Here is a 20,514-nt window from a genome sequence, read left to right on the forward strand (position 1 = left end):
CAGCTCCTTATGCGGGCATTAGCTTTCATCTAGTCTGGAGAACGGAATCATGGCTGAAGAAATACTAGGGTATCTAGATCACAACATTCTTGATTCAATTCGAAAGGGCGATCCGCACAATATAAAAAAATTACTCAAAGACCATAATATAACGCCAATATATTCCCATGAAAATTTGAAAGAAATTAAAAGATCAGTAGGCTCAGAGGAAATTTTTCTAAATACATTGCAAGAACTGGATGCCAAATACATAGAGCCAACATTAGAAAATGACCTCCTTACAGGCTCCGCTAAAATTAACAATATTGATGTATTTGATATTTGGAAATGGTTCATTGAAAATGAAGAACCAATGCCTGAATATGGTTATGGATTAACTTCAATGCTAGAAAAATTTTACGGTGGAAGAAATGACGAAAGTTATGAAGATATTTTTTCAAAAGGAAGTGAAGAGCTTAAATCACTACTAAATGATGCATTAAAAGATCTAGAGTCAGAAGACGCTTTTACTGATGAAATGAAATCAGCAATAGAATCTCTGCCTCAAATGTTAAGAGAACAATATGAGCAAATGAGTAACGATTTAGATAATCAAGAGCAATCTCCAGTAAAACAATTTGAGCAAGCTACTGGGCTAGGCGCGTTAGTTTTAAAAAATATAAAATCACCTAATGTAGTTGAGAAAGTCTTTGATTCCGTAAAGAACAGCATGGAGAATATTGAATTAGATATTGATATATTTTTCGGTGTTAAACCTCAACCTTACGAAGCGAATAATGATAGAGAAAAAACTCTATCAGAAAAGGTTAATGGAATTTATCACCAATTAAACTTCTTAGGTTATTACAGAGATACTGGCATGAAAAGCACCAGAGGCTTTGTGCGATCTTCTAGCGATATGACTCACGCCGGAATAGCTTCATTTTGTCATTTACTTCTATGCCGAGATGAAGGACTTGTTGTAAAAGCCGCAGCTGCATATGAATATCTTGGCATCAAAACCAAAATTTTGCATTTTCACGCTAACAAGAGAATAAACAAGGACACGTAACAGTTGGCTGCGTTCCACTTCGTTTCACATTTTAGCCAACCATTACTTAACCTGTTATTTGGGCGTTAGTTGCCAATGGAGAACAATTTGAGCATTAGAGTTGTTGAGGTTGTTGATTACGATCCAAATTGGAAGAATGTTTTTGAAACTGAAAGAGTATTGCTAGCTAAGGCAATTGGTATTAACGCTGTCAAAATAGAACATATTGGCAGTACCTCTGTAGTTGGTTTAGCAGCCAAGCCTGTTATTGATATTCTAATAGAGGTTACCGACCTTAAAGAGTTAGATAATGCAGCTGATAACATGGAAGCCCTTGGTTACCTAGTAAAAGGCGAGAATGGTATTGAAGGTAGACGCTATTTTCAAAAAGGTGGCAACCAACGTAGTCACCATGTTCATGCATTTCAATCTAATGACTTGCACTTGTATCGACATAGAGCATTTAAAGAATATCTAATTGCGCATTCTGACATAGCTTTAGAATATGGCGTTTTCAAAAAAGAGGCTGCATCTAAAAGTGATAATAATATTAATGTTTACATGGCATTAAAAAATAACTTTATTCAAAAGTATGAAAAAATAGCTATTGAGTGGTTTGGCAACTAACAGGCAATTATGTATGGGGCGTTATGTGTTTAGAAGAGTTCATCGATGTATCGAAATTTGTTAAAAACAATTGTAGTCCTATTTTGCCTTTCAGGTTGCGCTGAAAGAGTCATAGATATTACTGACAAAGAGGGAAAAATCGTAGGTGGTTGTAATGCTGGTTTTGATTGGCATTTTTATGGCCTTCAACACTCTATTGATTATATGCTCTATGAATGTGCTAAAGATTCAATAGCTAAAGGTTTCACAATATCAGATGAAAGGCTTCTTACTCTTGATTTTACGTTACCACAACCTCCAGATGGTAAGTTGTGGAATAAAAAATTAGCGATGCATCACTTCTATAAAGGAAATATCACCGAAAGAAAGCTCGGTTATATTCTTGCCGCTATAGAATACGAATATCAGAAGGTTGCTTGGCCAGCAGAAGATGATTTAGCTAACGGCAAAATCACTCAAGCTGAATTCAATAAAATAATCAAAGATGCCAAATTTAAATGGCTTGGCGAATAAAACACATAAGAAGTCACTTAAGCGAAACTAAAAACAGTTTGCTTGGTTTTGCTTCGCTACACAATTTTAGCAAACTATTATAAGCCCCTGAATGGGGCGTTAGGTATTTTAAGGAAGTATGTTGGAAGTTCATCTTGTTGTAGCTCACCCTGAGCAACATTCTTTTAATTTAGCGTTACATAAAGTCGCTCTAGATACATTCAGAAAAGAAAAATTCAAAGTAAACATTTCTGATTTATACGAGCAAAACTTTAACCCTGTTGCTGGCAAAGACGACACAACGTCATTCCCAAGCGATGAATATTTTCAATTAGCCAAAGCTCAACGACTGGCGTTAGCTAGTAATACATTTATAAAAACTATCGCCGACGAACAGAATAAATTACTTTCATCAGATTTATTAGTTTTTCAGTTCCCTTTATGGTGGTGGTCGTTTCCGAGCATGTTGAAAGGCTGGATAGATAGGGTTTTGTCTTCAGGGTTTGCTTATGGCAAAGACGCAAAACTAAAGCCTAGAAAAGTGATGTATTCAATCACAACGGGCGGCGCTAATTCACAAGAAGAATTAGCTTATTATCGTTCTAAAATTGATGGATTGTATCAAGATATATTTGGCTTTATGGGGTGGGAAATTTTGCCTGCTTTTATAGCTCATGGTGTACAACAGAAAACTGACGAGGAACGACAGCAAATACTTGCAAGTTATCAGAAACATTTGCTTGAAAAAGTGCTTACAGACAGTTTAGTGCTATCGAATACCTAACAAACAACTAAAGCGGGACTTTTTAGCCAATTAGTAAAAGCCCCTGAATGGGGTGTTATTTGCCACAAGGAATTTAGATGCAGACTATACGATACGTTAAATATTCGATAATCTCAGTTGTTTCCTTACTAGTTTTATATCTCTTTGTAGACCAAGTATTTATTCGTGGTAGGCACGTAGAAACTTACGACGGCACTGTTCTGCGAGCTTGGGACAATACCGACCTACCTGGTGGCAGAGCAAGGATTAATGTGTATCAAGCGCAAGTAAAACTTAGTAATGGCGCAATCGTAAATATTATTTGTCAAAGAGCTTGTATAGAAGATCAAGCAATAAAAATTGATAAGTTTCAACCTCTTGCAGGGTGGTCAGAAAACTACTACAGTGGCATATAACAAGCGGTTTAATGCGTAGACAACATCATGTTGGCTTTGCCGTTGCACCGTTAATGTATGCCGCAATTCCAACATTGCTGGTAGCTCTATTGTTAAGCAATGGTGCACAAAAAACATAACAAGCCAATTAATCAGCTTCACCAGAGGCTTGCGCGTAAAAATGGAGTTATTTTAATGTGGGCAATATACTGGCGCTCTATTTTCGCAATAGTGTTAGTTATTCTTATTCTTTCGTACTGTCACCAGCAATTCGGCATTTTAAATTTGGCTAGTAATTCCAGCTATTACCCATCACTTTTCTGGTGTTTAAGTGCTTTGTTATTCTGCCTCATTACTGTCATTCAACGTAAAGGGTTAATTTATCTTTTCTGGGGCAAAAGGCTGGCTTTCAACAACTCTATATGGCGTATTCTAAATATCGGTACAATCTTGTTTTTTATCGGGTTGGCAATTTTATCACTCGTTATTTACGCTTCTTTAAGCAACGAGCTATGGTCAAAGTACAAGCTTTATGTTCAGCCTGTAGCAATAATAATTTGGCCATTGCTGTTGGGTAACTATTTGCTATATCGTATAAAAACATAATAAGCTGTTTAAAGTGGAATCCTAAAGCTTGGCTGGCGCTCATTCTTCGCTAATTTTAGCCAAGCTATTATCAGCCCCTTAATGTGGGCCTTATGTGGTAGAGATGGTAAACCATGCATGAATATTTTCTAAGTATGTGGTCGTTGGCCATAGAAGGTGAGAAACAAGGGATTTTGTTTTATGCCACGTTGTATACTTCCGTTTTATTGTGTTATTCCACCGTTTATCAATTGAAAATACGATCATGGCCAAGCACGAAAGGTAGTCTAGTCAATCGTAATATTAGTAATTGGGGGGCGAAAGAGTGGGCAACATCAGATCAAAACTACGTTGTGAATGCATTGTATAAATATAAAGTTGGCCAACAAGAGTATGTAGGTAAAAGGGTTTCACCATGGATAATCATTGCATCGCATAACATGAAGTTTGTTTTGGAAAAACAGTTGAATGGAATTCAAAAAGAGGAAGATGGAAGCATTAGGGTTTTCTTTAACCCTAAAAGACCTCAAAAAAGCTTCTTAATTAAGCCGGGGAACATTGGGTTAATATTTACTTTAGGGTTAGCCGTTATTCCAATGCTTGCGTATTGGCTAGGTTACCATGTATAAAACACAGAACCAATGTGTCAATCTGACGCATTTTTGCTGTACTTAAATACGCCAAGTACACTGACGTTAAGGTTCGCAAGGAATGCATTTAAAATTTAAGCAAATAATAAGTTCACCTTACCGACTCGGCACAATCTTTGGTACAGTTGGTGTGTTGTTTGGATTTTTTGCTCATTTGTTTAACTACAACCTAGCTCCGCTGCTGGTGCCTGGTTACGAATTCTTTGCTGCGCCTGGAATGTTTGTTTTAAGCTTTTTCAGTGAGGAAGCACCTTTCAAACTAAAATTCCTGTTGTTTTTGTCGGGACAATTTCTAGGGTATTTTTGTTTGTCTTTTGCATATTCCATGTTAAAACAAAAGCATGCAGATAATGCTTAGCCCTAACAAGCCACTCAAAGTGAACACAAAACAGTTGGCTGGCGCTCATTCTCCACTAATTTTACGCCGCTTAACAAGGCGTTTTATGAAATTCAGGTTCAAGAGTAATATTCAATATTATATGAAAAATTCAATTGTAATTAGAGAAGCACAAGAAAGTGATAAGCCGTTTATTTTTGAGATGTCACCATACTTAGCTGAAGTTGCTCAATTAGAATGGCATTCCGATGATGCGATTAATAAAATGCAAGATAATTATATTTCACAGATGCTTGTTGAAACCTTAACCCCAAATACAACGTTGATCGCTGAGTTTAACAATGTTCCCCTAGGCTTTATTCATGTTCGTACACGTAATGATGACATTTCAGGGGAAATTTGTGGCACCATTCCACTTCTGGCGGTGTCACCTAAATCACAAGGCTTGGGTATCGGTAAGCTATTAATGGCATCTGCTGAAGAATGGGCTAAGAGTTTGGGCTGTCGTTTGATACACCTTGAAGTATTTGCAAATAATTCAAAAGCAAATAACTTTTATCATAACCTTGGTTTTAAGCCTGAAATGCTTCATATGATTAAAACTTTGTAGTGTAGTTTGCATATAACAAATTACTCAAAAGGATCTAAAAAAGCTTAGCTGCGCTCAATCTTCGCTAATTTGTTTTTTACCAATGAAGGCAGGAACTTGTGGGGTGAACTTAAGAAAAGCTGGGTAGGTGCATTTTTACAGGGTAAGGCAATTGTGACAGAAAAAATGGTCATTTAATTTAGGTAGATGAGCCAGAGTTGGTTGTAAACCAGCTTTTATCTTTGTTACAAAAGCTAGACCAACACTGACAATAAAAGGCAAAACGACGCACACCGTGAGTTTGTTATAAGCATTATGCATTACATCAAATTTAGCGTTAAAAGGATGAATAATGAAGGTTCAAAAAGTAGTTGTAATTACAGGCGGTGGTCGAGGGATTGGTGCTGCGACAGCAAAGCTTTTTGCTCAAAACGGGTTCGCCGTATGCATTAATTACAAATCTAATGCAGAGGCTGCTCAGGCACTTGTCGAAGAAATCAAAGTATTAGGTGGTCATTGTATTTCTGTTCAAGCTGACGTTTCCAAAGAAGGTGATGTTCTGCAACTGTTTGAAACCGTTGACCGCGAGCTTGGTACTGTTTCTGTTGTCATAAACAACGCTGGGATCTTAAAAAAGCAGATGCGCTTAGACGAAATGAGTGCAGAGAGGATTAACTCTATTCTTATAAACAATGTGACTGGTTACTTCTTGTGTTGTCGTGAAGCGGTGAAACGAATGTCAACTCGTCATGGTGGTCTCGGTGGTGTCATAGTTAATGTCTCTTCGGGAGCTGCGCGAACAGGTTCACCGAATGAATACATTGATTATGCTGCGTCAAAAGGTGCAATTGACACGTTAACAAAAGGTCTGTCGTTGGAAGTGGCCGCAGAAGGTATCAGAGTCAATTGTGTTCGCCCAGGATTGATTTATACAGATATGCACGCTGATGGTGGAGAGCCAGATCGTATAGAACGACTCAAAAGTAAAGTTCCGATGCAACGGGGTGGTTTGCCTGATGAAGTTGCCGAGGCTATTTATTGGTTGACGTCTAACAAAGCATCATTTTCTACTGGTAATTTTTTGGATTTAGCCGGTGGTTTGTAATGCATAACAAGTCAATTGTGATGATTCACTAAAGCTTGTCATATTTAGTTGCAAACAACGCAATAAAACTGCCAAACTCACTCTTATATTATTCAGGCGTTAAGTGTAAAAGGACAATTATAAAATGGATTATGAAAACACAGATCTAAAAACTCGAGCTATTAAGCACTACTTACTTCCAATGGCTGCTTTGATTTATTGTTTGTTTGGTGCTTTTTCGGGTGAACTGACTATGTTTACTCGCTCGGGTACTGTTTCTATACCTAGTTCAGATGCCTTGATATTATCAATTGCACCAGCATTGTGGTTGATTAGCGATTTGGTGATGTTTGAGCCGAAGTTTCAATTAACAAAAGCGAAACGTTTAACTTGGGGTATATTACTTTTAATCCCAGCTGGCTATATTTTCTATAAGGTATTGTTTGCTTAATTTACCGCTAACATGGGTTTTCAAGACGGACAAATAACTTTGTTTTTTTGTCCTTGCATCGCTTATTTTAGCCAACATTTGTTTGCCCATTAACTTGGGCATTATGTATAAGGAATTCCATTGAAAGTGTTAAGGCTTGTTTTAACCGCTTTTTTCTCTTTATTGGCAGCAATTGGCTTAGGTGCATTTCTAATGGGCAAAGTACCTTTTTATTCGTTAATTATCGTAGGGGCTTATATTTGTGTGGTCGCGGCTCTTAATACAAAAGGCAACAGGTTGGTTAGAATTATTGCTTATATAGTTTCAGTGAAATTCATGGCTTTCGGACTATTATTTATTGCGCTTGTTGTTTCGCTCTTTTTCAATAATGCCTATGACCACATTACTCCTATTGTTCTGGCTACATTTGGTATAGTAGGAACGTCAACGTTTATTTGCCTGCGAAAAACAACTGTGTAATTTGTACCATTTTACACATAAAAAACATATAAACAGGAACCCATACTTGTTGGCTATGTGCTTAGTCATGCTCGTTGCCGATCCTGAAATTATGTTGAGTTTATAACTCATGGCCATGGTAGATTTATTGGGCGCTTCAACATTCGTTTTAATGCACGTCTCTGGCTTAAAATTATTTCTGAGAAAAATTTCGCTTAAATATAAAAAATTTGAACGCCACTCTATTTTATTTACTCTTTGAATAGCAAATCTAAAGACAATGGCTTTGTTAGCTTTATATGTAATAAGAGCGAAGTTTTAGTCTTTGTTTTTTAGGTTTGATAATTATCTGCATGTCTTGCAATTGCACCCCCATGATTATTGGTGCATAGTATAGCTAACAAACTAATTATTAAAGACAAATTAAAGTTTGCAGTTTTCGTTACTCAACTTTTTAGCAATAATATTTACCCGTGTTAGGCGTTAGGTGAACAAGGAAGTCATGCTTAAATATAAACTCTCTGCAAGACAATGGATTTTCGCAATTGCCTTTGCCTTAACCCTTGTTTTACTTAGAGAGTTAAGTTCGAATATATTCTTTATTGTTTGGAATACTCTAATTCTACTGTATGCAATTTTATTCGCTATCTTCTTAAACGCCGAAAAGTATAGCTTCCTTTATGGTTTAGCACTTATCGGCTTAGGCATAGGTATTCACTGGAATGAAGTTAATACTTTAATTGAAGCGGGCAAATGCATCGCAACATATGATGATCATATACTTAACTATTTAGACCAAATAAGTAATTGTTTAGATTATGCTGAGCGAAGGTTTTTTTATGCTCAGTCATATTTTATTGCAGGGGCATTAATTGTCGTCCCTACAACAATTAATGAAATCTTTAAGGTTTATTATTTTTTTAAGAGTGAGTATTAAGCAACCAGCAATTATTTACAGCTAACAGTCGCATGCTAGGAAGTTCGATCTATTTGGTCTAGCATGCGGGTATTATGACAGAGGAGTATCAGCCATATGATTCGAAATTCAGTTTTAGTGTTATTTTTATTGTTTTCAGTCTGTTCTCTAGCCTCTAATAAAGAAGATGAGCAGAGCAGTCATTCCACCAAACTTGCCGTAATAGCAGACACCATTGCCAAGCAATACCATCAGATGGGGTGGTTTTCAGGGAGTTTGCTGATCACAAAAGATGATAAAGAAATATTCTTATCGTCATATGGATTGCAGAATGTTGAAGAAGGTATAAACAATACGAGTCAAAGCCGTTTTAATCTTGGCTCTATCATGAAAGACTTTACTAAGGTTCTAGTCTTGCAACAAGTTGAGGCGGGTAAGTTAAGATTAAGCGATAAGCTGGTTACCTTTAAATTGGGCTTTAAACAACCTCTTGCCGACACAATCACAATTGAACATATACTAAACCATAGTGCTGGCTTTGCCGATATCTTTGTCGCCGAATATCGCGAAAATCCACTTGCCTTCGATACGCTAGAAAAGAAGCTAAACCTTTTAATAAACAGACCTCTGTTATTTAACCCCGGTTCTGAGCATCAATATTCAAACTATGGGTATGTGGTTTTAGGTGTGATTCTTGAAAAAATCACGGGAAAGCCATTTGAGGAGCTCTTGAAAAACAATATATTCCATCGAGCGGGAATGGCCTTGACCACTTTCAAACCTTTTAATTCTCATCATAATCAGTCGGTTCGATATACCTACCAGTACGACAGTACATTAAGGAAAGTAGGGGTTACTGAACATCCTAGTCCTGATGGCGGTATTGAATCGACTGTTGGGGATGTGCAACGATTCTATCGAGCACTGTTTTATACCGATAAAATATTGAAAAACTCAGACTCTCTTAATCGCAGAATATTTGCAATGGATGGCCAAAATTGGCGGGCATATGGGGGCGGACAGGGCGTCAGTGCGGCGGTAGAAGTTGATCTAACAAATGGTTACGAAGTTGTGGTACTTGCCAACACAGATAACTTAGTCGCTGAGCTCATTTCTGGTCGAATACTGTCGTTTATCAAAAATGGTGAGTATGAATCTATTAGGCCACTGGAAAAAAACTTTGCCTTTAAGTATTACCAAACTAAAGGAAAACAGCCGTTCGCTAAGCACTTTAAACAAGCTTACCGCGAGAGTGGTTATAAGCAATTTATTGGCCGAACAGTCAATGAATTAGGCATGGAACTTGTCAAAACAGGATCGTGGGCAGAGGCCTTTGATATGTTCGAATATTTAGTTGCATTGTTTCCCAATGCACCTCAGGTTTATGACAGCTTAGCGTTTGCCTACTTATCAAAAGGAGATAAGGAGACAGCGAAAAGCACCTTTGCTAAATCCTTAGCAATAAAAGCCGATTTTAATAGCGAATACGTGAGTGATAATTATGGTCATAACAATGCACTTAAGTAAGAACAGCCTAATGCGTGCTTCTTCGTTTGAGTGAGGCATGTCAATAGAAGTAAAGATTGTCAGTTTATTAATGAAATTACATTAACCAGTTCGTCAGTGTTAGTGATTATAAGGAATAATGCATGTTGAAATATTTTTTAACTTTGTGTGTCATTAGTTTTTCAAGTCTTTTGTTGGCACAAGAACACGCTGATGAATTTGTCGAAGTGAATGAACATAAAATTGCTTATGTTTGCAAAGGAACAGGTGAGTTAACCGTTGTGCTCCTAGCCGGAATGGGATTAGAGGTACATTCTACCTATAAGAATACATTTCGCGGCATCGAACCTAAAAATTATAAAGTGTGTATGTACGACCGTGCTGGCTATGGGAAAAGTGCATACGACAACCCTAAAGTGAGAACAATGTCTGAGTTAGTTGATGAACTAGAAGGGCTCAGCGAAAAATTAAAATGGCAAGACGTTATTCTTGTGCCTCACTCATTCGGTGGATTAGTAGCAAGGGCTTTCACGCATAAAAAACCTGAAATAGTCAAAGGCATTGTTTTTGTTGATGCCGTACATGAAAGTTGGTATCAAGACCTGAAATCATCCATGTCAAGCGATGGTTGGAAAACGATGGAGTGGATCATAGACTGGGAACGTAATCATCATTCGTTTGAAGATTTTGAAGAAGCTTCGTCACTTTCAACGATGTATGCTATTTCTGCAGATATTCCGGTTACGGTCATGTCTAGAGGCATTCCACACGTAAGTATACGCCAAACAAAAATGAGTTATGAGGATGTAGACGCTTATACAAACTCTTGGAACCGCTCGCAAGAAAAACTAAAGGCAATTACCAAAAATACGGAGGCTGTTACTATGAAATATGCGTCGCATCTTTTTGATGACACAGATCCATGGATAGTCATTGAGTATATTGAAAAAATGGTTACTAAAGTTAAGGACCAACTTTAACGACATTTAAGTTATTCAATTCGTTAATTATCAAGATATTAGCCCAATCTAAAAGGTTTAAGGTATGACTCAAAAAATACATATTCGTCCAGAGTGTGATGGTGACATAAATGCTATAGAAAAAGTGATCATTGAAGCTTTTAAAAACCATCCTCACAGTAACCAAACAGAACACAACATAGTCGCTAACTTACGTAGCGATAATGCTCTGTCTGTGTCTTTAGTTGCAGAGATTAATAATGAGGTGGTTGGCCATATCGCTTTTTCTAAGGTCAAGGTAAACGATGAATTTATTGGCTGGTATGGTTTAGCACCGGTTTCAGTTTTGCCAGAATATCAAAACCAAGGTGTGGGTTCACAGCTTATATTTTCAGGTTTAGATGCCATTAGAGACTTAAACGCTAAAGGTTGCGTGCTTCTTGGCGAACCCCAGTACTATAACCGCTTCGGTTTTACAGCGTTTAGTGGCTTAGTGTTTAACGGCGTCCCGCCTGAGTATTTTCTATCATTAGTTTTAACTGGTGACGTGCCAAATGGTAACGTAGAGTTTAATAAGGCTTTTGCTTAAGATGACGAACCAAGCTTTACATATTTTCTAGTTTTCAGTGTTAGGTAGTAAAGCAGGTATATTTAAAAAATAAGGTTGGCACATTTTATTTAAGGCCAAACACCTTGATAAGATTTCAAAGGCTTTAAACGTTAAAGGAAGGGGAGTGAGTAAATTAATTTGTACTTATTGTGGAGCAATAGGAAAGCCTAAGATAGTGACTCGAGGGAGTTTGCTTATTGAAATTATTCTTTGGTTATTATTTATCGTACCAGGAATAACCTACTCACTTTGGCGCCATTATAGTCGTTACCAAGGATGTCGATTTTGTGGTTCAGATACAATGGTTGCTGTAGATTCTCCCTTAGGTAAAAAAGCAAAAGACAAGGTTCAATAAACAGCGAACAGGTCGTTTAAATAAACGCACTGTTTTTAGGTTTTACTGCGAGCCTTATGTTACAAAATTTAACGTTGTCGGCATCCTGTCGGGTGTATTTCGTCACCGTCACGAAGCGAAAAATGGCATGGTAATCGCTCACAGAAGCGAGGAATAATAATGATAGTTAAAAAATTAAGAGCTGAAAAAAATTGGTCACAAGAACAAGTTGCTCGGTTTAGTGGTCTTAGCATCAGAACCATTCAACGTGTCGAAAGTGGTCAAAGTGCCAGTTTAGAAACACTCAAATCTCTCGCCTCTGTATTTGAAGTTGAAATATCAACCCTAACAGAGGAAATTAACGTGATAGATAAAAAATCAGAACATTGGAAAACACAGCCTTGGTGGTTTAGATTATGGGCTTTGGGCGTTGACTCTAGGCAAGTTCAAGTGGGGCTTAAGTATTTGCTTTTAGCGGTGGCTATTGGTTTAACCATGGCAAGTTATTTTGAACCAATTTTTACGAAATTTTCGCTCATTACAATGTACTTACTTTTTATTCAAACCACCTGTATTCAGTATGGCGATAAAAATAAATCTTGGGGATATGAGTCTTAATCTCATACAAACCATTTCGTCTGCTAAAGCGCTTAAAGCAAAATTACATAGTGAAAGTGTAAGTGAAAGTGACATAGTGAAAGGTTGGTTTAGGATGTAATTTCGAACCAGCCTTTATTGTTATCCCATCAAAACAACGATGATTAAGTGAACATTTGGTTTGGGCTCGCGGTTAAACTCTGTTATTTTGCTGCGCTTTCCCATATCATCTATGGTTAATACCTAATACAAGATTTCAATTATTTATGTCTGTACTTAATTTCTTACTTGAACGTCAATCTTTTAGTTCGCTTAGCGAACCCGCGCCTTGTGCCGATGCGCTTAATAACATTTTAGCCGCTGCTATGTCGGTACCCGATCACGGTGGGTTAAATCCTTATCAATTTCATATTGTTCGTGGTGAAGGCTTAAAAAAGTTAACCGATGTGTTTGTTGAAATCGTAAAAGAGCAGGGTGGTGATGACTTTAAACTCAATAAAGCCAGTAAGATGGCGTTTAGAGCACCGCTGATCATAACGGTGGCGACCAACTATAAAGACCACCCTAAAGTTCCACAGCAAGAACAGTTAATTACCGCAGGTTGTGCCATTTATAATATGCAAATGGCTTGTGTCGCTCAAGGGTTTCAAGGGGTTTGGCGAACCGGCCATTTTGCTTATAATCCAAAAGTAAAACAATTTTTTAAGATCCACTCTAACGATGACATTGTCGGCTTTTTATACATCGGTACTCCATCAAAAGATGTGCCTATAAAAAAACGCAAAGATGCCGAAGATTTTGTCCACTATTGGGAATAAGGTTTGGTTAATTCATTAAAAAAATTGGCTTTGCTACCACTTTTACCTGTGTGTTTTATTCAAGGTAAGACCTTACGTAAACAAGTGCCTAAATTAGCGGAGCCCAAAGGCGAGCGTTTTGGTCATACGGGCAATGGCAAACCATTAAGGCTAATGATCACAGGCGATTCTGCGGCTGCCGGTGTTGGCGTTGAACATCAAGACCAAGCGCTAATTGGCCAAGTATGTCAGCAATTAAGTCAACATTTTGCCGTGCAATGGTCACTCGAAGCGAAAACAGGGGCGACTACCGCATCGACAATTCGTCATTTAACCAAGCTTCCTGAATGCAAATTAGATGTGGTTGTTACGTCAATAGGCTTAAATGATTTAACCACAGGTAAAAGTCGTACACAGTGGTTAAAAAACCTCAATCAATTATTAGATTTAATGGATTCAAAATATCAGCCTAATCTAGTGATCATTAGCGGGCTCCCCCCGGTAGGGCAATTTCCGGTGATCCCAAGTCCACTGCGATGGTTTCTAGGTTTCGGGGCACAGGGTTTTAATCAAGCGATGGCAAAATTGTTAAGCAAACGACAAAACGCGCATTATTTACCGATTGAACTGCCAACGCAAAGTAAGGTGATCCCTACTGAACTTATGGCATCGGATGGATTTCACCCAGGCGCTAAAGTCTATCAGCAGTGGGCACAAGATATTTGCCAAGTCATTAAAAGTCGTTTTATTTAATTAACTAATTAGGATTACTGAACAAGTTTTAATAGAAATAAAAAAAGAGAATCATCTGATTCTCTTTTTTTATTTAGCATTATTTAATGGCTTTAAGGCGAATTAAAAGTCTGCTGATTTTGGTGTACGAGGGAATGGGATCACATCGCGTACGTTTTGCATACCAGTAGCGTAGGCAACTAAACGTTCAAAACCTAAACCAAAACCTGAATGTGGTACAGTACCGTAACGACGTAAGTCGCGATACCAGCTGTAGTCTTCTTTGTCTAAGCCCATTTCTTCGATACGAGCATCAAGAACATCTAAACGCTCTTCACGTTGTGAACCACCGATGATCTCACCAATACCAGGGGCTAGAATATCCATTGCAGCCACTGTTTTGCCGTCATCGTTCATACGCATGTAGAAAGCTTTGATGTCTTTCGGGTAGTTTTGTAAAACAACTGGGCCTTTAAAATGCTCTTCTGCTAAATAACGCTCGTGCTCAGAATTTAAATCAACACCCCATGACACTTTGTTTTCGAACTTTTTGCCACAGTTAAGAAGGATGTCAATTGCATCGGTGTAGTCAAGACGAACAAACTCTGAATCGACTACTGACTGTAAACGGTCAATAACCGTTTTATCTACACGTTGTTGGAAAAACGCCATATCGTCAGCACGTTCTTCAAGTACGGCTTTAAAGACATAACGTAACATTTCTTCAGCAAGGGTGGCAGCATCGTTTAAATCAGCAAATGCGATTTCTGGTTCAACCATCCAAAACTCAGCTAAGTGGCGTGAAGTATTTGAATTCTCTGCGCGAAATGTAGGACCAAAGGTATAAACTTTAGAAAGGGCACAAGCGTATGTTTCAACGTTTAATTGGCCTGAAACGGTTAAAAAGGTTTCTTTACCAAAGAAGTCTTCTTTGTAGTCGATTGACCCTTTATCATCACGCGGTAAGTTTTCTAAGTCCAGAGTACTGATGCGGAACATTTCACCCGCGCCTTCGGTATCTGACCCAGTAATAATCGGTGTGCTGATCCAATAGTAGCCTTTTTGGTGGAAAAAGCGGTGAATCGCTTGCGCCAAACAGTTGCGAACACGAGTTACGGCGCCGCCAATGTTGGTACGGGCACGTAGATGCGCTTGTTCACGTAAAAACTCAATAGAATGACGTTTAGCTGCCATCGGGTAAGTGTCTGGGTCTTCAACAAAACCGTGTACCGTTACAGCACTGGCTTGGATTTCAAAAGACTGACCTTTACCTTGAGATTCAACTAAGGAGCCGGTTACTGTTACAGAAGAACCTGTTGTTAGTTTTAATACTTCATTTTGGTAATTATTAAGGTCACTTGGCACTACCGCTTGGATAGGATCGAAACATGATCCGTCATGAATAGCTAAAAATGAAATTCCTGCTTTGGAATCTCGACGGGTACGGATCCACCCCTGTACTGACACTGTCTCACCAACAGCTATTTTTCCTTTTAGTACATCAGTAATGGTTGCAACTGACATTATTTGACCTCGTTAATTATCAAGTATTTTAATTCTTTAGGGCTAGCTATATTACCTGTGCCAAAAATAGACTCAAGTAAATATTGCCCCAGAAGGCGTAATTTTTGCAAAAAAATGCCTGCTTTTATCTAATTGGTTAAATTTCGACTTAAGATGGCCGAAATTTGAGATTTTATATCCTTATTGAGTACATCAAGTATTGCCATAATTAAAGTGCTTGATGGCTTGGCTAAGCATGGATATTTACTTTAACGTACTCAAAATCGGCAACGCTACAAAGCCCAAAATAAAGCGCAGTTTAGCAAATGAAGGGCTCTCTAGTACCAAGCTCGCTTAATATCTGCAAATTTACGTGTATATCGCCTACGTTTTTATCTGCTTTAAAGGTAGCCGTAAATGGGCTAACGGTTGCGCTATTTCAGTTATTCGCTGTCCACAACTGTTCGAGAATAATAATACATCATATTATTGCGCTAAACGCTAAAAACAAGATTATTTGACACTGAAATGGCTTAAAAGAACCCCCTTATTCTTAAATATTAAATCAATTATTAAAAGAACAAGGGGATGGGCTGTATCAATTCGCTTGAAAGGTGGTTTAGGAAAAAACCATAGGTAACGCGTTACCTTAAAATCATTATTTTTATAATTAAACCAATGGTATAGCCTAAATTATTAATCAGGTTTAAGGCAATAAATGGCTTAAGTCACTTTGATCTTCAACCGTGGTTTTATCGCCAGCTTTAAATACAAAACCTTGTTTTCCACCGATTAATCGCAAATGGTTATTCTGCATTTTTAATGCACTGCCTTCTTGAATGCCGATAACATAAGTCGTTGGATTTAATACCATAAATTCTTGTAAACGTTGCTCTCGTGTTTCACCGTTGTGCCCTGGCGGGTTAAAGTCAGTGTAATGAGGGTTTAGTTGAATAGGCACTAAATTCAGTGCGTCAAATGACTTGGGTTGAATAATCGGCATGTCATTTGTTGTCTTTATACTCATACCTGCGATATTCGAGCCCGCACTCCAGCCAATATATGGGCAGCCGTCATTCACTCTGGTTTGGATCTCTTTCACAAGTTTGTGTTGATATAACTGGTGTAATAAGTGAAATGTATTGCCACCACCTACAGCAATGGCTTTCGCTTCTTTCACGGCAGCAATGGGGTCGGCACATTGATGAATCCCCACAATGGTTATTTGGCAATCGGATAATGCAGATTGTACACGTTCGGTATATTCGTCATAGCTGATACTAACGCCAGCGTAGGGAATAAATAAAACCTCGGTTATGCCTTTTAAGTGATCGTTAATCATCGGCTTGGCATGGGAAAGATACTCAGTATTGCCTTCACGAGAGCTGCTTAACAGTAATAGGTTTTTATTCATAACATCCAGTCTTTTTTAATTTTTGGAAACAATATTATACCTTATTCGCCAGTCAATTAGATGGCTTATAAACAAACAAGGGAATTATTTTTTTAACTCATTAATGGCAGCACAAGCTAAAAAGCCCGAACGAGTTTTATATTCCGGCGATACCGAAACCCGATCATCAATTTTCTTTATTAACAACTCAGGCAGGGTGACGTTAATTTTATGGCTTTTACCTAGAAAAGGGGTGATGTCGATATCGACGATAGCCCAAACACCACCTCGATATTCAATTTTACCAACATGATTTTCAAAACTTGTTGCCACCGGAATATCTTCTCCATATTCACTCAGTAACGATAGATGAGACTCTATCACCGCCAAAATTTCATCTAATCCTTTATCAATGCTTTTAGACCGACATTCACAGCCAGGTAAATCTGGCACAGTGACTTTGTAATCGGATGATTCGGGGTTAAATAGCAGAACAATAGGGAAGCGCATAATACCAGTCTCGAGGTGTTTTTATTAAAATTATTGATAACTCTAACAACTCCCATACTTATTTACAAGATAACCCTGACAACCCCGCAATATATTGCAGCCATAACCCTGATAACCCCTTATAAAGCAATTGTAATAACCCTTATAACCCTATGGCTTGGTGTGTGAATACACACATACCTCTAATGGTACTGTTTAATAAGTCAAAAGTTTTTTCTGTTTAAAAGGTAAAGTGTTTCTAGGTCTGTTATGGATTTTTGCCGGCATTTTCGTAATAGAAAATAAATTTATAAATGTTTGCCTAATTAGGAGGTATTAGAGGTATTAACTTTATTTAAATTTTTATTAGATCAGGGTTGAAGGCAAAGGTGAGAGCAGAAGAAAACAGAAATTAGCGCTATATTGTGTTCTTATAGAAGGTGTATACGTCCATTTTTGTGATGAAAATACACTAACAAAAAAGGCGCTGATGCGCCTTTTTTGCTTCTGATAGTAGAGAATAGGTAAGCCTAATTTTTCATAAACTCATGATATTTTTGCTGGCCTCGTACAATCCACTCAGGTGCTGCTTCACCGATCCCCTCGACAACCAGATTAGGATGTTTATTAACAACTTTGTTTAACGTTGCTTCTTGTTTCACATCAGCGTCGACAAAAAATATGTGCTTACCATCTCGAAGCATACTTTGAAAACGTTCGAATTCTACATTTGGTCGTTGAATACCAATGAAGCCTCCTTCCCAAGTACAAAAGCCTAGTACAATGATGGCCAAGAAAATAAATGGCATCCAACCTGCTGGGCTTTGATACCACTGAAAAAGGTACGTAGTGGCCAGTACTAAGACAGCACCAATGGCTCCGACCGTAGCACCAACTTCCGTTGAGTGAACGATGTCCTTTTTTAACACGGACTCTACTTCATTTAAGTGGTGTAATTGGACGTCGGCGTCGTTTTCACTTAAAACATGCATTTGCGGTAAGGTAAAGCCGTTATTAAGCAATTCTTTTTCAAATTGCTCTAACTCAGAAAGATTTTCGCTTAAATAGTAGTGACGAATCATGAGATCCTCCGAATTTTTGGTCAAGGTGACAATGACTTCAAAAATCATGACACAAGAACACATTTAGAGGCAGACGTTTGAAGTTTAGACAAGAAATTGTTGTCTAAAAAGATGGTGACAAAAATGACTTGGCCTAGTTATTAAACGGCCTACGAAGAATTTTAGATCAATATATGATATTAACCATATTTGTTTAAGACCTGGCCATTAACGGCTTTTGCATGGGGCGAAGGTGGGTGAGTATTTTGTGGGTATAAATGCCGAGCACTTACAACTGGGTAAATAAAAACGGGAGCCTATTTAATGCTCCCGTTGATGATATATAGTGTTAATTACTCACCATACATTTTATCAATTTCATTTTTATATCTTTCATTAATGACTTTGCGTCGTAGCTTTTGAGTTGGAGTCATTTCACCTTTTTCCATCGAAAAGTTTTTTGACAACAGGGTGAACTTTTTCACTTGCTCAAATTTTGCTAACTCATCTTGCAAATCTGCAAGTCGCTTTTCAAACAGTTCAATAATGTGGCTGTTCTTGATTAGATCCATCCGGTTATTGTATTTGATATTCAACTCTTTTGAGTATTCTTCTAATACTTCATAACAGGGAACGATTAACGCAGAGACAAACTTTTTAGTGTCTGCAATAACGACTATTTGTTCAATAAAATGATCTTTACCTAATGCCCCTTCTATCATTTGAGGTGCAATGTATTTACCGCCAGAGGTTTTCATCAATTCTTTGATACGGTCGGTAATGTATAAGTTACCATTTTTAAAATGACCGGCATCGCCAGTTTTTAAAAAGCCATCGTGATCGAATGTTTTGGCAGTTTCTTCAGGCTTATTGTAATAGCCTTTCATAACCATTGGGCCTTTCACTAAAATTTCGTCTTGCGCACCAATTTTAATTTCAACTCCTGGCATGATGCTACCAACCGATTCTGGATCGTAATTTAGCTCATCCCAACATGAGACAGTGGCCGCGGTTTCGGTCATACCGTAACCTAGCTTTATATTAATGCCTATCGCTTGGAAAAAACGACCAATAATAGGATCAAGTTTGGCACCACCACATGGCATCATTTTGATGTTACCACCAAGGACTTGACGTAACTTGTTTAAAACCATTTTGTCTGCCAATTGGTAGCACTTCGCCAGCACTTTACCAATAGGTTTATTTTGTTGTTTTGCTAAGGCAACTTTAGCACCCATATTTACCGCCCACGTAAATATAATTTTGCGATGCATTGGGGCGCGAGACACTTTGTCAAACACAGTTGAATAAATTTTTTCGTAAAACCTTGGTACCGCACACATTACCGTAGGTTTTATTTCTTCTAAAGCTCGTTTGACTAAATTGGTATCTGACAAATAACAATTTGTTGCGCCTTTGTATAACACAAAGAACGTCCAAGCACGTTCAAACACGTGTGACAAAGGTAAAAAGCATAACGAAACATCGTCTTCGTTTATTGAAATTCGAATGTCATGTAAATGCAACTGAGCATGAATATTACTGTAATCAAGCATCACACCTTTAGGATCGCCGGTAGTTCCCGAGGTATAAATAATGGTTAAGAGATCGGTATCTGCTATATTTTTGATGCGCTGCTCAACTTCTGAAAAATCGCCAACGTACTGTTGCACAAAATCATGCCAATGCAGTGCATTAGAGTGGTTGTTCAGATCGATTTTATCGTCCATCGCAACAATTTTTTCTAACGAGTCACATTGATCAAAAATTAATGCGGCCGCGTTAAACTGGGCTTGTTCGCCGACAAACAATATTTTAATTTGAGCATCATTAATTATGTAGGCCGTTTGCTTTGGAGTGTTGGTAGGGTAAATAGGTACCGAAACCGCACGGTTTTGTAAAATAGCAAGATCAGCAATGCTCCAACGTGCACAGTTGTTAGCAAAGATACCAACATTTTCTTGCTCTTGTAATCCACAAGCGACCAGTGCGCTAGAGAGTTCGTCTGTTTGCTGTTGAAATTCAGACCAACTGATATCAATCCAGTCTTTTTTGGTGCCGTTTCTTAAAGCCGTTTTATCCGCCATGGTTGCCATATGTTGACGGATTTTCTTAACAAGGTTTATCTGACTCATACCTTTAATTCTTTCCAAAGTGTACACGTGTAAGCTATTTC

25 protein-coding genes are annotated in these 20,514 nt (G+C 37.9%); 20 read left to right on the forward strand and 5 right to left on the reverse strand.

Translation table 11 applies throughout. The features are described from left to right. Positions 1-49: 49 nt before the first annotated feature. From ACAY00_RS07405 to ACAY00_RS07500, 20 genes are all read left to right on the forward strand, one after another. Complete coding sequence (locus ACAY00_RS07405) at positions 50-1,051, forward strand: hypothetical protein (RefSeq protein WP_371379334.1); 1,002 nt, start codon at positions 50-52, stop codon at positions 1,049-1,051. An 87-nt stretch (positions 1,052-1,138) separates the two neighbouring features. Further along, positions 1,139-1,657, forward strand: a complete 519-nt coding sequence (locus tag ACAY00_RS07410) for a GrpB family protein (RefSeq protein WP_371379336.1) — start codon at positions 1,139-1,141, stop codon at positions 1,655-1,657. Between the two features lie 45 nt (positions 1,658-1,702). Next, positions 1,703-2,170 (forward strand): hypothetical protein, encoded by a 468-nt coding sequence (locus ACAY00_RS07415; protein ID WP_371379339.1) that lies wholly within the window; start codon positions 1,703-1,705, stop codon positions 2,168-2,170. Positions 2,171-2,288: 118 nt separating this feature from the next. Then, positions 2,289-2,933 (forward strand): NAD(P)H-dependent oxidoreductase, encoded by a 645-nt coding sequence (locus ACAY00_RS07420; RefSeq protein ID WP_371379342.1) that lies wholly within the window; start codon positions 2,289-2,291, stop codon positions 2,931-2,933. 77 nt (positions 2,934-3,010) lie between these two features. Further along, a complete protein-coding gene (locus ACAY00_RS07425) occupies positions 3,011-3,328 on the forward strand; it encodes a hypothetical protein (RefSeq protein ID WP_371379345.1) in 318 nt (105 codons plus the stop codon). A gap of 174 nt (positions 3,329-3,502) precedes the next feature. Continuing rightward, on the forward strand, positions 3,503-3,913 hold the full coding sequence (locus tag ACAY00_RS07430) for a septation protein IspZ (RefSeq protein ID WP_371379348.1): 411 nt from the start codon (positions 3,503-3,505) through the stop codon (positions 3,911-3,913). 113 nt (positions 3,914-4,026) lie between these two features. Further along, on the forward strand, positions 4,027-4,521 hold the full coding sequence (locus tag ACAY00_RS07435) for a hypothetical protein (RefSeq protein WP_371379351.1): 495 nt from the start codon (positions 4,027-4,029) through the stop codon (positions 4,519-4,521). Positions 4,522-4,603: 82 nt separating this feature from the next. Beyond that, the gene (locus tag ACAY00_RS07440; RefSeq protein ID WP_371379354.1) at positions 4,604-4,900 is read left to right on the forward strand and encodes a hypothetical protein; all 297 of its coding nucleotides are present in this window, start codon (positions 4,604-4,606) and stop codon (positions 4,898-4,900) included. A 121-nt stretch (positions 4,901-5,021) separates the two neighbouring features. Beyond that, on the forward strand, positions 5,022-5,489 hold the full coding sequence (locus ACAY00_RS07445) for a GNAT family N-acetyltransferase (RefSeq protein ID WP_371379357.1): 468 nt from the start codon (positions 5,022-5,024) through the stop codon (positions 5,487-5,489). Positions 5,490-5,820: 331 nt separating this feature from the next. Continuing rightward, complete coding sequence (locus tag ACAY00_RS07450) at positions 5,821-6,573, forward strand: SDR family oxidoreductase (RefSeq protein WP_371379359.1); 753 nt, start codon at positions 5,821-5,823, stop codon at positions 6,571-6,573. Between the two features lie 124 nt (positions 6,574-6,697). Then, positions 6,698-7,003 (forward strand): hypothetical protein, encoded by a 306-nt coding sequence (locus ACAY00_RS07455; RefSeq protein WP_371379362.1) that lies wholly within the window; start codon positions 6,698-6,700, stop codon positions 7,001-7,003. Positions 7,004-7,123: 120 nt separating this feature from the next. Continuing rightward, complete coding sequence (locus tag ACAY00_RS07460) at positions 7,124-7,462, forward strand: hypothetical protein (protein WP_371379365.1); 339 nt, start codon at positions 7,124-7,126, stop codon at positions 7,460-7,462. A 481-nt stretch (positions 7,463-7,943) separates the two neighbouring features. Then, positions 7,944-8,378, forward strand: a complete 435-nt coding sequence (locus ACAY00_RS07465; RefSeq protein ID WP_371379368.1) for a hypothetical protein — start codon at positions 7,944-7,946, stop codon at positions 8,376-8,378. 96 nt (positions 8,379-8,474) lie between these two features. Beyond that, a complete protein-coding gene (locus tag ACAY00_RS07470; protein ID WP_371379371.1) occupies positions 8,475-9,884 on the forward strand; it encodes a serine hydrolase in 1,410 nt (469 codons plus the stop codon). Between the two features lie 122 nt (positions 9,885-10,006). Next, a complete protein-coding gene (locus tag ACAY00_RS07475; protein WP_371379374.1) occupies positions 10,007-10,843 on the forward strand; it encodes an alpha/beta fold hydrolase in 837 nt (278 codons plus the stop codon). Between the two features lie 64 nt (positions 10,844-10,907). After that, positions 10,908-11,411: a GNAT family N-acetyltransferase gene (locus ACAY00_RS07480; protein ID WP_371379377.1), complete on the forward strand. Its 504-nt coding sequence runs from the start codon at positions 10,908-10,910 to the stop codon at positions 11,409-11,411. 145 nt (positions 11,412-11,556) lie between these two features. Continuing rightward, a complete protein-coding gene (locus ACAY00_RS07485) occupies positions 11,557-11,787 on the forward strand; it encodes a hypothetical protein (RefSeq protein WP_371379379.1) in 231 nt (76 codons plus the stop codon). 159 nt (positions 11,788-11,946) lie between these two features. Continuing rightward, positions 11,947-12,384, forward strand: coding sequence for a helix-turn-helix domain-containing protein (locus ACAY00_RS07490; protein ID WP_371379382.1), 438 nt, complete (start codon positions 11,947-11,949; stop codon positions 12,382-12,384). A 245-nt stretch (positions 12,385-12,629) separates the two neighbouring features. Then, positions 12,630-13,181 (forward strand): NAD(P)H nitroreductase, encoded by a 552-nt coding sequence (locus tag ACAY00_RS07495; protein ID WP_371379385.1) that lies wholly within the window; start codon positions 12,630-12,632, stop codon positions 13,179-13,181. 3 nt (positions 13,182-13,184) lie between these two features. Next, positions 13,185-13,913: an SGNH/GDSL hydrolase family protein gene (locus tag ACAY00_RS07500; protein ID WP_371379387.1), complete on the forward strand. Its 729-nt coding sequence runs from the start codon at positions 13,185-13,187 to the stop codon at positions 13,911-13,913. Between the two features lie 102 nt (positions 13,914-14,015). Here ACAY00_RS07500 and asnS read toward each other — a convergent pair whose 3' ends face one another. From asnS to ACAY00_RS07525, 5 genes are all read right to left on the reverse strand, one after another. Continuing rightward, positions 14,016-15,416: an asparagine--tRNA ligase gene (gene asnS, locus ACAY00_RS07505; RefSeq protein ID WP_371379390.1), complete on the reverse strand. Its 1,401-nt coding sequence runs from the start codon at positions 15,414-15,416 to the stop codon at positions 14,016-14,018. A gap of 685 nt (positions 15,417-16,101) precedes the next feature. Beyond that, a complete protein-coding gene (pepE, locus tag ACAY00_RS07510; RefSeq protein ID WP_371379393.1) occupies positions 16,102-16,809 on the reverse strand; it encodes a dipeptidase PepE in 708 nt (235 codons plus the stop codon). Between the two features lie 84 nt (positions 16,810-16,893). Next, positions 16,894-17,298, reverse strand: a complete 405-nt coding sequence (locus ACAY00_RS07515) for a type II toxin-antitoxin system HicB family antitoxin (protein ID WP_371379396.1) — start codon at positions 17,296-17,298, stop codon at positions 16,894-16,896. Positions 17,299-17,807: 509 nt separating this feature from the next. Further along, positions 17,808-18,359: an NAD/FAD-utilizing enzyme gene (locus ACAY00_RS07520; protein ID WP_371379399.1), complete on the reverse strand. Its 552-nt coding sequence runs from the start codon at positions 18,357-18,359 to the stop codon at positions 17,808-17,810. 332 nt (positions 18,360-18,691) lie between these two features. Beyond that, positions 18,692-20,473: a long-chain fatty acid--CoA ligase gene (locus ACAY00_RS07525; RefSeq protein WP_371379403.1), complete on the reverse strand. Its 1,782-nt coding sequence runs from the start codon at positions 20,471-20,473 to the stop codon at positions 18,692-18,694. Positions 20,474-20,514: the final 41 nt, after the last annotated feature.

The organism is Thalassotalea sp. 273M-4 (assembly GCF_041410465.1).
In the GTDB taxonomy this organism is placed as follows: domain Bacteria; phylum Pseudomonadota; class Gammaproteobacteria; order Enterobacterales; family Alteromonadaceae; genus Thalassotalea_A; species Thalassotalea_A aquiviva.

Bases quoted from the DNA above. Each gene is read 5' to 3' on its own strand.
- ACAY00_RS07405 (WP_371379334.1), top strand. From the start codon at position 50: ATGGCTGAAGAAATACTAGGGTATCTAGATCACAACATTCTTGATTCA.
- ACAY00_RS07520 (WP_371379399.1), bottom strand. From the start codon at position 18,359: ATGATTCGTCACTACTATTTAAGCGAAAATCTTTCTGAGTTAGAGCAA.
- ACAY00_RS07490 (WP_371379382.1), top strand. From the start codon at position 11,947: ATGATAGTTAAAAAATTAAGAGCTGAAAAAAATTGGTCACAAGAACAA.
- ACAY00_RS07420 (WP_371379342.1), top strand. From the start codon at position 2,289: ATGTTGGAAGTTCATCTTGTTGTAGCTCACCCTGAGCAACATTCTTTT.
- asnS (WP_371379390.1), bottom strand. From the start codon at position 15,416: ATGTCAGTTGCAACCATTACTGATGTACTAAAAGGAAAAATAGCTGTT.
- ACAY00_RS07450 (WP_371379359.1), top strand. From the start codon at position 5,821: ATGAAGGTTCAAAAAGTAGTTGTAATTACAGGCGGTGGTCGAGGGATT.
- ACAY00_RS07515 (WP_371379396.1), bottom strand. From the start codon at position 17,298: ATGCGCTTCCCTATTGTTCTGCTATTTAACCCCGAATCATCCGATTAC.
- ACAY00_RS07425 (WP_371379345.1), top strand. From the start codon at position 3,011: ATGCAGACTATACGATACGTTAAATATTCGATAATCTCAGTTGTTTCC.
- ACAY00_RS07435 (WP_371379351.1), top strand. From the start codon at position 4,027: ATGCATGAATATTTTCTAAGTATGTGGTCGTTGGCCATAGAAGGTGAG.
- ACAY00_RS07525 (WP_371379403.1), bottom strand. From the start codon at position 20,473: ATGAGTCAGATAAACCTTGTTAAGAAAATCCGTCAACATATGGCAACC.
- ACAY00_RS07465 (WP_371379368.1), top strand. From the start codon at position 7,944: ATGCTTAAATATAAACTCTCTGCAAGACAATGGATTTTCGCAATTGCC.
- ACAY00_RS07495 (WP_371379385.1), top strand. From the start codon at position 12,630: ATGTCTGTACTTAATTTCTTACTTGAACGTCAATCTTTTAGTTCGCTT.
- ACAY00_RS07430 (WP_371379348.1), top strand. From the start codon at position 3,503: ATGTGGGCAATATACTGGCGCTCTATTTTCGCAATAGTGTTAGTTATT.
- ACAY00_RS07455 (WP_371379362.1), top strand. From the start codon at position 6,698: ATGGATTATGAAAACACAGATCTAAAAACTCGAGCTATTAAGCACTAC.
- ACAY00_RS07415 (WP_371379339.1), top strand. From the start codon at position 1,703: ATGTATCGAAATTTGTTAAAAACAATTGTAGTCCTATTTTGCCTTTCA.
- ACAY00_RS07480 (WP_371379377.1), top strand. From the start codon at position 10,908: ATGACTCAAAAAATACATATTCGTCCAGAGTGTGATGGTGACATAAAT.
- ACAY00_RS07475 (WP_371379374.1), top strand. From the start codon at position 10,007: ATGTTGAAATATTTTTTAACTTTGTGTGTCATTAGTTTTTCAAGTCTT.
- ACAY00_RS07445 (WP_371379357.1), top strand. From the start codon at position 5,022: ATGAAAAATTCAATTGTAATTAGAGAAGCACAAGAAAGTGATAAGCCG.
- pepE (WP_371379393.1), bottom strand. From the start codon at position 16,809: ATGAATAAAAACCTATTACTGTTAAGCAGCTCTCGTGAAGGCAATACT.
- ACAY00_RS07470 (WP_371379371.1), top strand. From the start codon at position 8,475: ATGATTCGAAATTCAGTTTTAGTGTTATTTTTATTGTTTTCAGTCTGT.
- ACAY00_RS07440 (WP_371379354.1), top strand. From the start codon at position 4,604: ATGCATTTAAAATTTAAGCAAATAATAAGTTCACCTTACCGACTCGGC.